This window comes from Rhizobium sp. 01N447_2 (assembly GCF_056399245.1).
In genome coordinates this window covers 36,117-50,490 of record NZ_JBFTQY010000046.1, presented here as the reverse complement: position 1 = coordinate 50,490, position 14,374 = coordinate 36,117, and the positions used below count along the sequence as shown (strand labels likewise).

At 55.7% G+C, this 14,374-nt stretch carries 13 protein-coding genes and 4 pseudogenes; 11 read left to right on the top strand and 6 right to left on the bottom strand.

The features are described from left to right. The 11 genes and pseudogenes from AC1ECN_RS25810 to AC1ECN_RS25760 all read left to right on the top strand — a co-directional run. Positions 1–519 (top strand): annotated as a pseudogene (locus AC1ECN_RS25810) (ISNCY family transposase); the annotation flags it as partial. A gap of 226 nt (positions 520–745) precedes the next feature. Continuing rightward, positions 746–1,105, top strand: a pseudogene (locus tag AC1ECN_RS25805) (IS30 family transposase); the annotation flags it as partial. A 260-nt stretch (positions 1,106–1,365) separates the two neighbouring features. Continuing rightward, positions 1,366–2,217 carry an electron transfer flavoprotein subunit beta/FixA family protein gene (locus tag AC1ECN_RS25800; RefSeq protein ID WP_018068360.1) on the top strand — a complete coding sequence of 284 codons (852 nt, stop codon included), beginning with the start codon at positions 1,366–1,368 and terminating at the stop codon, positions 2,215–2,217. A gap of 17 nt (positions 2,218–2,234) precedes the next feature. Further along, entirely contained in the window at positions 2,235–3,371 is a 1,137-nt protein-coding gene (locus AC1ECN_RS25795; protein WP_018068359.1) for an electron transfer flavoprotein subunit alpha/FixB family protein, read from the top strand. Next, on the top strand, positions 3,358–4,665 hold the full coding sequence (locus AC1ECN_RS25790; RefSeq protein ID WP_477954491.1) for an FAD-dependent oxidoreductase: 1,308 nt from the start codon (positions 3,358–3,360) through the stop codon (positions 4,663–4,665). Before AC1ECN_RS25795 ends, AC1ECN_RS25790 begins: the two co-directional genes overlap by 14 nt. 11 nt (positions 4,666–4,676) lie before the next feature. After that, the gene (locus AC1ECN_RS25785) at positions 4,677–4,973 is read left to right on the top strand and encodes a ferredoxin family protein (protein WP_018068357.1); all 297 of its coding nucleotides are present in this window, start codon (positions 4,677–4,679) and stop codon (positions 4,971–4,973) included. Between the two features lie 190 nt (positions 4,974–5,163). Next, a complete protein-coding gene (gene nifA / locus AC1ECN_RS25780) occupies positions 5,164–6,726 on the top strand; it encodes a nif-specific transcriptional activator NifA (protein WP_164569111.1) in 1,563 nt (520 codons plus the stop codon). Positions 6,727–6,940: 214 nt separating this feature from the next. Beyond that, a complete protein-coding gene (nifB, locus tag AC1ECN_RS25775; RefSeq protein WP_131718208.1) occupies positions 6,941–8,431 on the top strand; it encodes a nitrogenase cofactor biosynthesis protein NifB in 1,491 nt (496 codons plus the stop codon). A 15-nt stretch (positions 8,432–8,446) separates the two neighbouring features. Further along, entirely contained in the window at positions 8,447–8,641 is a 195-nt protein-coding gene (locus AC1ECN_RS25770) for a 4Fe-4S binding protein (RefSeq protein ID WP_003551816.1), read from the top strand. A 274-nt stretch (positions 8,642–8,915) separates the two neighbouring features. Then, on the top strand, positions 8,916–9,122 hold the full coding sequence (gene nifT, locus AC1ECN_RS25765; RefSeq protein ID WP_075225989.1) for a putative nitrogen fixation protein NifT: 207 nt from the start codon (positions 8,916–8,918) through the stop codon (positions 9,120–9,122). 133 nt (positions 9,123–9,255) lie between these two features. After that, positions 9,256–9,384, top strand: a pseudogene (locus AC1ECN_RS25760) (SAM-dependent methyltransferase); the annotation flags it as partial. 123 nt (positions 9,385–9,507) lie between these two features. Here AC1ECN_RS25760 and AC1ECN_RS25755 read toward each other — a convergent pair. From AC1ECN_RS25755 to AC1ECN_RS25730, 6 genes and pseudogenes are all read right to left on the bottom strand, one after another. Further along, positions 9,508–9,742 (bottom strand): annotated as a pseudogene (locus AC1ECN_RS25755) (DUF982 domain-containing protein). Positions 9,743–9,791: 49 nt separating this feature from the next. Continuing rightward, positions 9,792–10,571, bottom strand: coding sequence for an ABC transporter permease (locus AC1ECN_RS25750; protein ID WP_477954488.1), 780 nt, complete (start codon positions 10,569–10,571; stop codon positions 9,792–9,794). 3 nt (positions 10,572–10,574) lie between these two features. Beyond that, positions 10,575–11,609: a nodulation factor ABC transporter ATP-binding protein NodI gene (nodI, locus tag AC1ECN_RS25745; RefSeq protein ID WP_168307540.1), complete on the bottom strand. Its 1,035-nt coding sequence runs from the start codon at positions 11,607–11,609 to the stop codon at positions 10,575–10,577. A gap of 37 nt (positions 11,610–11,646) precedes the next feature. After that, entirely contained in the window at positions 11,647–12,924 is a 1,278-nt protein-coding gene (nodC, locus tag AC1ECN_RS25740) for a chitooligosaccharide synthase NodC (protein WP_075225990.1), read from the bottom strand. A gap of 22 nt (positions 12,925–12,946) precedes the next feature. Further along, entirely contained in the window at positions 12,947–13,597 is a 651-nt protein-coding gene (gene nodB, locus AC1ECN_RS25735; RefSeq protein WP_131599290.1) for a chitooligosaccharide deacetylase NodB, read from the bottom strand. Further along, positions 13,594–14,184: a NodA family N-acyltransferase gene (locus AC1ECN_RS25730; RefSeq protein WP_018068349.1), complete on the bottom strand. Its 591-nt coding sequence runs from the start codon at positions 14,182–14,184 to the stop codon at positions 13,594–13,596. The genes nodB and AC1ECN_RS25730 overlap by 4 nt, the downstream gene beginning before the upstream one ends. Between the last annotated feature and the right edge of the window lie 190 nt (positions 14,185–14,374).

The window sequence follows — 14,374 nt, the reverse complement described above, 5'->3', positions numbered from 1 at the left end:
GAGGACTACAATGCCCGGTTTGCGATTGTCCCTGCCCGGTCCGATGACCTGCACCGGCCGATAAATCTGGCGCCGGACCGGCTCAACGAGATTCTGTGCAAACGCGAGCAGCGCTATGTCGGATCGCAGTTGACGTTTTCGTTTGAGCGCCAGCGGATCATGCTGGAAGAGACCGAGGTGACGCGTGGCCTGGTTGGCCGTTATGTCGAGACCTATGCCTTTGCGGATGGTCGATTGGATGTGCGGTGGAAGGGGTATTCCCTGCCCTACAAGACGTTCGATAAGGACCAGCGGGTGACGCATGCGGCGATCACCGAGAACAAAAGGCTGTCCGATGTGCTGGCCTACATCAAGGAGCGCCAGGAGCAATTGCCGACGCCGAAGGTGAAGAACAACAGCGAGAAGAACGGCTACACGCCGCGGGGCCGCAAGCCGGGACGAGGCAGAGATTTCATGAACGATCCGGCGGTGATTGAACGCCGCAACGCGGCACTCGCAAGGCTCGACGCTGCGGAGTGAGGCGTCGATTGAATAGTCTCAAAGCTAAAGCCGAAAGGTGCCCCTCACCCGCCCCGATCTGATCTTGCAACCCGGACCAGCCGCTCAGATCGGGGCTGGTCGGCGTGCCGTGCAGCAGCCGAAAGTGACACTTCTACTTTGCACACAAACGGACATTCCAACTTCCCCGCCACAGTTGTTGTAGCCGGGTAGGTTCAAGTTTGAAGTGCGACCTGCGAAAGATGCCCTTCGCAACAACGATCGGCAATCCCGGCCTGTCATGGACGGACTGATCCGCGCGCTGCAATCCCTGCCTCATCTTGCCCGCCGCTCGATCACCTTCGATCGCGGCACCGAGTTCACCGACTGGCCGTATCTGCAAGCAAACATCGGCACCCAGACCTGGTTCTGCGATCCGCAATCACCTTGGCAGAAAGGCACCGTCGAAAACACCAATGGGCGAGTTCGCAAATGGCTTTCGAGGGAGGTCGATCCCTTGTCGGTGACGGACGCAGACCTTCTTGCGGTCTGCAACCGGCTGAACTCAACACTGCGGAAATGCCTCGGCTACCGAACACCGGCTGAAGTCTTCCGCAAGAAACTGCTCGCCCAGCTGCTAATCTGCGGCTCCTGGCGCAGCCGACATGAGTTGTCCGACTTGAAGCATATCGGACCGCCCTCTCCATCGCGGTAGTGATCGGGGCGGATTGCGACACGACATGTCGGCAACCCTACAAAACCCTCCGTATAGCGACAAAGAAACATGTGCAATCTCGGAGGCTTACCGGCGCAACCTGATTGGCACGAGTAGTGCTCAGAGTAGGCCGGGTCCCTAAAGCCCAAGTCCGATTGGGAGCTTAAACGACTATGCACATAGTGGTCTGTATAAAACAGGTGCCGGACTCTGCGCAGATACGCGTCCACCCGGTGACAAATACGATCATGCGCCAAGGCGTACCGACCATCATTAACCCTTACGACCTATTTGCTCTCGAAGAGGCACTCCAAGTTCGTGACCGCTATGGGGGCGAGGTGACTGTTCTCACGATGGGACCGCCCATGGCTGAGCAAGCGCTACGCAAAGCCCTCACCCACGGCGCAGACCGCGCAGTGCTTCTGACCGACCGCCACTTTGCTGGATCTGACACGCTGGCGACCTCGTATGCTCTTTCTCAAGCAGTAGCAAAGATCGGCGAGAGCTATGGGGCGCCTGATATCGTCTTTACCGGAAAGCAGACAATTGACGGCGACACGGCCCAGGTCGGACCCGGAATTGCAAAGAGGCTAGACCTCCAGCAACTGACTTACGTAACGAAGATTGTCTCCATTGATTCCACTTCGCGCGAGATCATGGTTGAACGGCGCGCGGAGAGCGGCACGCAGATGCTGAAGAGCACGTTGCCAAGTCTCATCACCGTGCTGGAAGGTGTCAATGCTATCCGCCGGGGCTCTCTCGATGACGCCTTCCGTGCCGCGCGAAGCACGGTTCTTAAATGGGGGGCCGCTGACGCCGGCATTGGGGAGTTGACCAAATGCGGCCTAAGGGGATCGCCGACGGTCGTGAAGCGAGTATTCGCTCCTGGTCCGCGCGCCGAAAAAGCTATGCAAATGGACGTTAACGACAAAACGTTGGCCGAGGTCGCCGCGGACACGGTCGCTGCAATTTTTGCCCGCCAGCCTGTTTTGGAACGCAAGCTCACGTCCCATGGCAATGGGTGAGCAGCGAGGAGTAGATTTTGGTCGCTAGAAAAAATGAAACGCCGGCAAACGCGGTCGGCCGCGCCAGCTCAGGGAAAAAGCTGCTTAAGTGTTTCGAAGATCACCGGCACGTCTGGGTCTTCATGGAACTTGAGCGCGGCAAGGTTCATCCCGTATCGATTGAACTCCTCGGCGAAGGCCGCAGACTAGCTGACAAACTGGGTGTCCAACTTGCCGGGGTGATCCTCGGTTCGTCTGAAGGCGTGGGGACCAAGCCGGCCATTGAAGAGGCCTTCGCCTACGGAGCTGATATCGCCTATCTGGTAGAGTCGCCGCTCCTCGCCAACTATCGAAACGAACCCTTCACCAAGGCTTTGACGGATCTGGTCACTACTCACAAACCAGAAATTCTCCTTCTCGGCGCGACCACGCTCGGCCGCGACCTCGCCGGTGCTGTAGCAACGACCTTACAAACGGGGCTTACGGCTGATTGCACCGAGCTGGATGTTGATGGAGATGGTTCACTCGCAGCGACGCGGCCAACTTTCGGTGGGTCCTTGTTGTGCACAATCTACACGCTGAACAGCAGGCCGCAAATGGCAACGGTGCGGTCCAGGGTCATGGCGACGCCGCAACGTGCGGACAAGCCAATTGGACGCGTGATTCAACATCAACTCCTGATGGTTGAGGAGGAGATCGTCACCAAAGTCCTCGCGTTCCTTTGTAACAGCGGGTCTGAGCAATCCGATCTGGCCAACTCCGACATCGTGGTTGGGGGCGGACTCGGCCTCGGCGCTGCAGGAAACCTGCAATACTTGAGAAACCTGGCAACGACGATCGGCGCGGGAGTCGGGTGCTCGCGCCCACTGGTCCAAAAAGGCTGGATGCCTGCTGATCGACAAATTGGCCAGTCCGGCCATACCATTAGACCCAAGCTCTACATCGCTGCGGGAATTTCTGGCGCGGTCCAGCATCGCGTTGGCGTCGAAGGAGCCGATCTGATTGTCGCTATCAACCTCGACCAGAACGCTCCGATCTTTGACTTCGCCCACATCGGCGTTGTCGCTTGCGCGCTGGAGTTCTTGCCGGCGTTGACAGAAGCTTTCGCCAGGCGAACGCCACCGCACAACTCTATCAAGGGTATGGACCGAGGAAGGCTAGATGACCAAGAGTAAGTTCGACGCGATCGTCATTGGTGCCGGCATGTCCGGCAACGCCGCAGCGTATTCGATTGCTCGTCGCGGTCTAAAAGTGCTGCAGCTGGAGCGCGGAGAACATTCGGGCTCTAAGAATGTTCAGGGGGCTATATTATATGCGAACATGTTGGAGGCGATTATCCCAAACTTCCGAGATGACGCTCCCCTGGAACGGCATCTGGTCGAGCAACGATTCTGGCTAATGGATGACTCGTCGCACACGGGCGTGCACTATCGCTCTGATGACTTCAATGAATTGAAGCCAAACCGGTATACGATCATCCGTGCCCAGTTTGACAAATGGTTCTCATCCAAGGTGCGCGAGGCGGGCGGCACAGTCCTTTGTGAAACGACAGCGACGAAACTCGCTCGAGATCGGAGCGGTAGTGTAATAGGCGTTTACACGGACCGAGAGGGCGGTGTGATCCTCGCGGACGTAGTTGTCCTCGCTGAGGGCGTGAACGGACTGCTTGGAACACGAGCCGGCTTACGCGATATGCCGAAGCCAGAAAATGTGGCCCTGGCCGTCAAGGAAATGCATTTCATGCCGGAAGAGGTCATCGCAGAGCGCTTCGGCCTCACCGGTAGCGAAGGCTGTGTGATCGAAGCCGGCGGCACGATCTCACGCGGAATGGCCGGACTGGGCTTCCTTTATACCAACAAGGAGTCGATCTCGGTGGGGATCGGCTGCCTCGTCTCCGGTTTAGCGGAAAGCATGGAAAATCCGTACCGCCTTCTTGACGCCTTCAAGCAACATCCCTCGATCCGACCATTACTGGCCGGATCAGAGATCAAAGAATACGCCGCGCATCTTATTCCTGAGGGGGGCTTCAAGGCAATCCCGGAGCTCTTTGGCAACGGGTGGATCGTCGTGGGCGACGCGGCGCAACTAAACAATGCCGTGCATAGGGAGGGATCAAACCTTGCGATGACATCCGGCCTCATGGCGGGTGAAGCGATCTTCCAGATAAAGAGCCGTGGCGGTTTGATGACGAAACGCAATCTCTCTCTCTATAAGGGCATACTGGACAAGTCGTTCGTCATGAAAGACCTGATCAAACACAAAGATCTTCCGAGCCTCCTCCACACCGACAGTCACAATTTTTTCATGACGTATCCAACGCTTATATCTCAGGCGGCGCAAAATTTTGTGCGCGTCGACGGTGCACCTAAAATCAATAGGGAGAAGGCCACAGCTGCCTCCTTTATCAACGCACGATCCCGTTGGGGGTTGATTAGCGACGCGGTCCGCTCCGCCGTATCTTGGCGTTAAAGGAAAATTCGATGAAGGCGACCATCATTGAGCGCATTGAGGATAAGCTGTACCAAAACCGATATCTCGTCGATACTGGACGTCCGCACATTACGGTGCGACCGCATCTGTCGCCAAGCCCAAACCTCCTCGCCTTGACGCAAATCTGTCCGGCCAAATGCTACGAGGTGAACGAAATTGGTCAGGTGGCGATTGTTTCCGATGGCTGCTTGGAATGCGGCACATGCAGAGTGTTATGCGAGGCGAGTGGCGACATCAAGTGGAATTATCCCCGGGGCGGGTTCGGGGTCCTCTTCAAATTCGGATGAGGAGTCCCTACCTCCGAAGGGATGGCAGCGACCGATCCAGTTGCATTAACGGCGGCGATTGAATGTGCATCCACTCATCACCTTTCGAGAGGCTATGCCGTCGGGAACACGTATCTTTAACTTAGGAATATGCGTTAGCATATTTCGCGCACCAGGGTAAAAAGCAGTGCACCCTCCCCTGTTTGTAGGCATGATTAAACCAGAGGCGCGGCTCCATATACTCTACGACGTATCCAAAGAGCTTATCTCTTCTTTTCCTCTAGACAACGTGCTGAAGGCTGCCATGAATGCCCTCGTCGAGCATCTGCGATTGCGCGATGGTGGAATCGTGATTCACGGCTCCGGAGGAGAGCCCTGGATAAACGTACGGGCTCCCATTGGGCACGACGTTCGCTCACGTTCTCTTACGATTGAACAGGCGGACGCAATAAATGGTGTCATCGCTAGCGGTGACAAGCACTTTGGGAAAAATTCTGTCGTTCTCCCCGTTAAAGTAAGCCGGAAAGCAATCGGCGCGTTGTGGATTGATTTCGCGCAGAAAAGCGCAGCTCAGGACGAAAGCCTTCTGGCAATGATTGCCGTCCTGATCGGCTTAACCTGCCAGCGCTATCGCGAATTGTGCAGCGATGGCGGCTCAGTCGCCGAGGAACAACAAGCGGGACAGATTCCGAAAATCAAGCCGAAGCCTCATCCCACCCAACTCGATAAAATCGACTGGATCGTTGGGGAGAGCCCCGCGCTCAAGAGGGTATTAGCGACCACCAAGATCGTGGCCGCGACGAACTCCGCGGTGCTCTTGAGAGGAGAGAGCGGCACGGGCAAGGAATGCTTTGCAAGAGCCATACACGCGTTATCGATACGGAAAAGCAAGGCGTTTATTAAGTTGAATTGCGCCGCACTGTCGGAAACCGTTCTGGAATCCGAATTGTTTGGCCATGAGAAGGGCGCTTTCACTGGCGCTCTCCTTCAACGAGCTGGACGTTTCGAACTGGCCAACGGCGGAACGCTGTTGCTTGATGAAATAGGCGATGTATCACCACAATTCCAGGCGAAGTTATTGCGCGTCTTGCAGGAAGGCGAATTCGAACGTCTCGGCGGAACGAAGACATTGAAAGTAGACGTTCGAGTTATATGCGCCACCAACAAAGACCTTGAAGGGGCCGTCCTTCGAGGGGAGTTCAGAGCCGACCTCTATTACCGGATCAGTGTGGTGCCCATCATTTTGCCGCCACTTCGGCAGCGCGACGGTGACATTTCGCTTCTAGCGCAAGTGTTCCTCGAGCAGTTCAACAAGGCAAATGATCGAAATTTCGACTTCGCGCCGTCGGCAATAGACATTTTGTCGAAATGCGCCTTCCCCGGCAATGTTCGCGAGCTGGACAACTGCGTACAAAGGACCGCTACTCTCGCCAGTTCAAATACCATCGCTTCATCAGATTTTGCCTGTCAGCAAGACCAGTGTTCTTCAGCGCTCCTCTGGAAAGACGGCTGCGACGGTCTTGGAGGCGACTACCCGGTGCATAGTCTCAACCCGCGAGATACAATGTTAGGCGGACTGGGGGCCAACCCAGGTACTCCCAGCGGTTCCGCAGCCACAATCGAGGCGCCGGGTCTCACTGAGCGTGATCTGCTGATCAAGGCAATGGTGAAGGCTGGTTGGGTACAGGCCAAAGCGGCTCGTATCTTGGGTAAAACGCCGCGGCAGGTCGGCTATGCGCTACGCCGGCATCGTATCGATGTGAAGAAAGACTAGCGGAGGACGATATCAAGAACGTCGTAAGCTTTGGTTGATAGTCGGCCTAACGACTTCGGGCGCGATCCTGTCTTGATTTCTACTAAACATCTCCGGCAGCAAGCGGAAAAAGGGGCGGTAAAGGCGACATAAGCGCTGAAACAACAATGTCGCGTCGACCGGAATCTCTCTTGCTTTTGGAGCTGTAACCTTTCCTCACCAGTGGAACAGTGCGATGTCGGAACCGGAAATAAAGGTCGGGACGACCAGCGGTGCCCCCTCCCACCGGGCGATGGCTCCCGCTATACTCGGTGGCCGCGCATCTTCGTCCTATGGCCTTTCGGTGACGGATGACAAAGATGCGCGGATCTGGGAGAGAATTAAAGATCATCCCTGCTTTTCCGAGCAAGCGCATCACTATTTCGCTCGCATGCATGTCGCGGTCGCACCTGCCTGCAACATCCAGTGCAACTACTGCAATCGCAAATATGATTGCACCAACGAAAGCCGTCCCGGGGTCACATCAGTAAAGTTAACTCCCGACCAGGCACTACGCAAGGTGCTTGCCGTCGCCAGCAAAGTGCCGGAGCTTTCCGTAATCGGCGTGGCCGGACCGGGCGACGCTTGTTACGACTGGAGGAAAACAGTCGCGACGTTTGAAGGAGTTGCGAGAGAAATACCTGACATCAAACTATGTATCTCCACCAATGGATTGGCGCTTCCGGATCATGTCGATGAGCTAGCTGACATGAATATCGATCACGTGACGATCACTATCAACATGGTGGATCCGGAGGTAGGGGCGAAGATCTATCCATGGATACTTCACGGACATCGTCGATACACTGGCATAGAAGCCGCCAGGATCCTTCACAAGCGCCAAATGTTGGGTTTGGAATTGCTGACCAAGCGCGGCATCGTCACCAAAATCAATTCGGTTATGATTCCAGGTGTCAATGACACGCACCTCGTCGAAGTTAACCGATGGATCAGAGACCGCGGCGCATTCATGCACAATGTGGTGCCCCTGATTTCCAAGCCTTCGCATGGTACTTATTACGGTCTTACGGGTCAGCGTTGCCCGGAGCCGTTCGAACTGAAGGCACTTCAAGACTGTCTCGATGGCAACGTTAAGCTTATGCGCCACTGCCAACAATGCCGGGCCGACGCCATCGGTTTGCTGGGCGATGATCGCGAGCGAGAGTTTGCCCTCGACCAGATCTCCACCAAAGTTGAATTCGACACCAGCAAGCGCGAGGCCTATCGCAAGCTGGTCCAGCATGAGCGAGGGGATCAGCTGGCAGCAAAATTGGACGCGAGCAAAGCGGTTAAGTCACTGGGTTCTTCGGGAACCCATTCTGTTGCCGTGGCGACCAAAGGTGCCGGCCGGATCAACGAACATTTCGGGCAGGCAAGAGAATTCCAAGTGTATGCAGTCTCACGAAAGGGGATCAACTTGGTGGGGCACCGCAAGGTTGAGCAGTATTGCCTCGGTGGTATAGGCGAGAAGGCCACTCTCGATCACATTATCGTTGCACTCGACGGCATCGACATTTTGCTTTCTTCCAAAATCGGCGATTGCCCAAAGAAGCGGTTGGCAGAAACTGGCGTGCTAGCTACTGACGCATTTGCCTATGATTACATCGAGACTGCGATTGGCGCGCTATACGCCGCCGAGTTTGGCGGCAAACCGGCGATGCCGACGGCTTTAGGCCCCTCTAATTGAATCAGGAGCTAAAACATGGCCTTCAAGATCATTGTATCCCAATGCACCCAGTGCGGCGCTTGCGAATTTGAATGTCCCTCAGATGCGATCAGTTTCAAAGGTGAGGGATATGTTGTGGATCCAAAAAAATGTACCGAGTGCAGGGGTGAGTTTGACACGCAACAATGCGCTTCGGTGTGTCCGATGCCGAAGACCTGCGTCCCTGCCTGATCGCCACCGGACTAAAGCGCAAAGAATGGGACGAGCGGTCAGTGGTCTCATAGGCGAACATGAGGTTAAAAATTCACGTACCACCAATATCCCATCCAGTGAGCGATGCACGCAACCTGAGTAGCCGACGTAGGCCCCGGAACGGATGCCGTCCAAATCTCACACAGAACCATAACGGAGATATCGGCCTGGGCATATGTCGTACTAAAATAACAGGCTTTGATAACGCTCGACTTCCGGAGCTCCAAAGCCGCCGCAGCGAGAAGGGACATGCATGAGAGTGACAATCAGCAGAACTGACGTCGGCTTATCGGTCTATATTCACAAGAAAGACCTTGAGGAACCGATCATTTCGGTTGAGCACAAAAACCTCTGGGGCGGCTTTATTTTGCTGAAAAATGGATGGCGGATAGCCCTCCCCGACCTATCGCAGAACAGGCGCCTGCCCGTTACTGTCGACGCGAGGAGGCTATCCAGGTAGCGTGTGCGCGGGTCGATAGATGAGCGTCGATGCCAAGCGCAAGCGGGCATACACCCCAAATAGAGGGCATTGAGTTCCCGATCCCTTGAAGGCGGCCATCGGCAAGAGGCCGCCTGTAAATCAGGAGGAATCGGATACCGCGCTCGCGCTTGATGCGCAAGCGGGAGAGAGGCGATTGGCCGAGGTGATCCGGTCGGGCGGTTTCACTCATGCCCGGCGCGCAGCCCAGGCGCCCCTCAACATGGTTCTCGATGCGACCTGATGAGAAGGAGTGGCGCACCGGGGTCCAGCCAGATAGGCAGGCTCTCGGTGCAAACATGACGCCGAAAAGCGGATAGCCCTTGAAATTCGGACTATCTTTGCATGCTTGAGGCAGATCCGGGCGTCACTCTCCAACTCCCTGCTGGACGAGCGAAAGAGCGGGCGATACCCGCCTCATCGGCCGCACGCAGAAGCGCTTCCGGGAACTGTTCCGGGGCAATCTTCCCGCTCAACGCGTCGACGCAGGCTTTGACGGCAGCCACATATTCCTCGCCGTCATCGCAAGGCCATGCGTTGATCAGGAGACGCGCCGCGTCGCCCAGCGTCCATACGATCTTGCGAGACGCCGGGCCTCGCAAAGCAAACCCAACCGGCGTGAATGCTGATGATGATGTGAAGTGGCATTCATCACCGCATCAGTCGCCGCCGAAGCAATGCGGTCGACACGAGGAATGGTACGACTATGTAGATGCCGAGAACGCCGATATGCAGGCAGACATTGGGGATTGGTTGGCCCAGCATCGTCGGGCGGATAACATCTATCGAATGGGCCAAGGGCAAGAAGGCCGCAAGCTGCTGGAATGCTACAGGCAATTGGTCGATGGGAAAGACTGCGCCTGATAAGAACAACATCGGTGTGATGACAAGCGTTTGATAAAATATGAAATAATCGTAGCTGGGCGCGAGGGCCGTGACCACCATACCAAGGCTCGCAAAGGCAAAGCCAGTAAGGGCAATGACCGGAAGAGCATAGAGAAGAGACAGCCAGTGAGTGTATCCCAACATGGCGGCGACGATACCAATGCCGGTGCCTGCGAGCGACGCCTTAGTTGCCGCCCATGCCATTTCCCCAACGACGATATCCCCTAGCCTGAGCTGTGTGTACAACATTGCTTCCCAGGTGCGCTGGCCCTGCATTCGGCCAAAGGCCGCATAGATAGTCTCGAAAGTTGCAGCAGTCATCGCGCTTGTCGCGATCATTCCAGCCGCCAAAAATGCGGTGTACGATACGCCGTCAACGTGCCCTACCATCACTCCCAATCCAGCGCCGAGCCCGAATAGGTATATTATGGGATCGGCTAGATTTCCGAGAATGGATGCCAGCGCCGCTTTTTTCCAAGCCAGATAGTTTCTGCGCCAAACTGCGAGCCAGTTCAAACCGCCAGCGGGTAATGTTGCTACGCTCATCGTCTACTTCTCCATCTCGCGTCCGGTTAACCGCAAGAAGACATCCTCTAGATTTGGTGGACGCTCCAGCAAGCGCAGGCCCGAATATCCACGCAGTTGCGCGCGCACCTGCTCTGGATCAGGCGTGTAGCAGAACAGGGTCTCTCCGCTGATCTCCAGTCGCCTAGCATTCGGCCTGATCAAAAGACTAAGCTCCTGCGGATCGCCACCATAAATTTCGATCACGGGACAGCCAATCTGCTCCTCGATCAGGGCATGCGGTCGGCCTTCGGCGATCTTTCGCCCAGCTTCAAGCACGCACAGCCGGTCGCACAACCGCTCAGCCTCTTCCATGATATGGGTCGTCAGAAGAATTGTCTTTCCGCGTGCCAACAGCGATCGAAGTCGCTCCCAGATCAAGTGGCGCGCGTGTGGGTCGAGACCAGTAGTCGGCTCGTCCAAAATGAGTAGCTGCGGGTCATTAATGAGCGCACGCGCCAAAGTGAGGCGCCGCTTCATCCCTCCCGATAGGTCTGCCACACGCGTATTCGTCTTGCTCTCAAGTCTCGCAAATTCAAGCAGCGACGGGATGACCGTTTCGATTTCCCGGGTGCTCATGCGGAAGTAGCGGCCGTATACCAAAAGGTTCTCGCGGACCGTGAATTCCAGGTCGAGATTATCGAACTGAGACACGATCCCGATTTTCGCGCGTGCCAAGCGAACCTGGCCCGGCTCCTGCGCTCCGAGTACAGTGATCTTGCCTGCACTTGGCGACGTCATTCCTAGGATCATACGGGTGATCGTACTTTTACCTGCGCCGTTCGGTCCTAAAAGACCAAAACATTCTCCTGCGGCGATAGTAAACGACAAGTCATTGACGACGACTTTACCACCATATGATTTCGAAACGCCGGCCAGGTCGATTGCGACTGTGGACAATGAGCCAGAAGGCGAGTCTATAGCCTTAAATTTCGAACTGCCCTGCCGCTCCGATAGGATGAGATGATCCTGGTGCGGATCAGCGATCGTCGTCTTCAAATTCGCTAATTGCCCGTTCATTTCTTGTCCCAAATTTTGAGCTGCGGCGGCGCGATCATCACTCGCCACTATAGGCAATTTCAGATGTCGCCCGCCCTGGCATTTTGGTGGCGCCCTGCTGACCAACAGTGGGCGCAGTAGCGACTGATCCGCGCGACAGCCAGTCGCTATTGGACAAGGTACAAAGGGCATAGGCCTTCAAGGGAATTAAGAGAAAGATGTTCACGAGCGTGTGGAGAGCAAAACCCAGAAACCTAAGTTCGCGGGCGCGATAGGCAACTACGCTACACCGTACAAGAGTCATGGATCCGATCACCAGGATCGTCCACCATGGTACTGTGGCGGTCAGCGCAAACTGGCCAATACCCGTCAATACCGACAGCGCAAGAAGCAGAAGGCCGCCATTTTGCCCGATTACGTCCAGAGTGAGATACCGATCGAGGCCAGGCAGTATGGGGAGCGCAAGCAAAGTATCCCGAAAGGTGCTGCGTGCCCACCGTAGTTGTTGACGCAAATAAACACCCATTGTGTCAGGAACGACTGTCGCCGCGATGGCGCTCGGAACATACTCAGTTCGAAAGCCTGCGCTCAGCATGAGAATCGTCAAATGGCGATCTTCACCGAAGTCACTCGGCTTGCCGCGATAAAGCTGCGTCTCGTACTGATCGAGCAGCGAAAGCATAGCAGACCGACGGTACATCGCACATGGGCCGCAGCAACACATAACTGCACCGAAGCGAGCTTGTGCCGCGCGCTCCTCGTTACAGGCAAGCCAGTACTCCATGTCAATCAAGCGAGTTAGCCAGGTGTCCGCCTGGTTACTGGCTTTCATTTGGCCCATCACCGCACCGACCGTTGGATCGCGCATCTTGTGGGAGAGCTTCGAAACGACGTCGGGGGCGATCGTCGTGTCTGAGTCCACATTCAAGATGAGGTCCCCAGAGGACTGGGTTATAGCGGCGATTTGCGCTTTGCGCTTTCCAACATTTTTAGCGAGAATTGTGAAGTTGAATCTCTCATCGTCTGCATAGGCAGCGCGCTGAGCCTCCACCGCGTCGCGATTTTTGGAACCGTCGTCGACTACATAAAAACGCAATTTTCCAGCGTAATCCTGTTCCGCGAGAGACGCGAGGCATTCGGAGAGAACGATTGGGTCCTCATTGAAGCACGGCACAATGACATCAACGCTTGGTAGACGGGTGGTTTCGACGTCTTTCGCAGGTGTTGTTGGGATCGTTGTCCGCCTAGCATGAAAGACCTGCGCGCTCTTGTAAACGGTGGAGAGCATTGCATAAAGTGAAACGGCGGCGATGCTGGTTGTTGCGAGCAGGGTCATGGTTTCTCGTTTGTCCAGTGTTTCAGGGAAGTGAACGAATTTCGAATCCGCGGCTATGCAGTGCCGGAATAATTCGAGAGAGTGCTAACAGCGTCTGGTCCCGCAGTCCGGCAAGCGAGCATTGCTCAACCTCATCGGGAGGACACCCGTCGTGCAAAAGCACGATTGCCCCAGGCCGAGCAGCATCAAGCACCTCATCAACGATCACGTCGACGCCCGGGCAAGACCAATCTCTAGGGTCGGCCGACCAGTGCACGGCTCCAAGTCCAGCCCTCAACGATGCTGAAAGAACGTCTTCAGTCCAAACCCCGTAAGGCGCTCGTAAGTGCCGGACCAAGGCTTGGGGACAGGCCGAGACAATGGCTTGATGCGCCTCGTCTATTTCACGTTTAACATCCTCGGGACCGCAGGTGGCAAGATCGGGATGCGTCATGGTATGATTGGCGACATCGTGACCTTCCGCCACAATACGTCGGATGAGTTCTGGGTGATCCTTCACGTATGAACCGATGGCAAAAAATGTCGCCGGGACGCGGTGCTCAGCTAGAACATCCAGGATTTGCGGCGTGCAGAATGGATTAGGACCATCATCGAACGTCAAGTAAACGCAGCGATCTTCCTGGCCGCTTGTGTGATTGACCAATACTTCGCTCATATAGGCAGGCCGCTTCATAGTTCCGACCCGTTTCGTTCAATCAACGAGCCCGCAGGCCACTCCGTCATTGGACGGTCGAGGGGAACTACCAAAACGAGGACATCTTCAGTGCGCGTGGCTGGCAGGTCGGAATGCGCGTCTGGAAGCGTTGAGCGCACACGTAGCCCGGTCATCATATTGGCGGTACCGTCTCGGCAGTATCTTTCCATATGATTCCGCATGGCGTGGCGAACTGTTCCAAAGGCAAATGGAACGCTCAACTCGCGCAGAACCGGAAACATAGCGCGGACCGAGTGGGCGATGCCTAATCCCTCTAGATCAGGCCGCACTCCGTACAGACCTAGCTCGGCCACAAGCAAATCAGTCGTGCCGACTTTTATGAAACGTCGTAACACGCCCATGTGGCTAGCTACGCCGCGAGAGTCGTATGCGATTGCGCGGCGTTCGGGCCTCGCACCACCCCAGCTTCGCCCAGTCTCGAACGGCTTGGCATTGAAAGCTCCCGTCGGCCCATAGGTCTTGCAAAAAAACTCAGCGAGTTCCGCGTGGTCTGAGGCTTCCAGCTCATTTTCCCAGCATATTTTCCATCGCACTTCAGAAGACATGCAAAAAGCTCCACATTGTTTCTTCACCCAGCCACGATCAAAGGTGCGCGTGATTGTTGCGCATCACTATTGGATTGCCGGTTTGACAATCGAGCGGTTAAGAGAATTAAGAATTCAAATCGGGCCCCTGCCCGGCATTTCGTTTTTTCGTTCGCGGCCTTGATATTGATCAAGTTCCGGCTTTTCTATA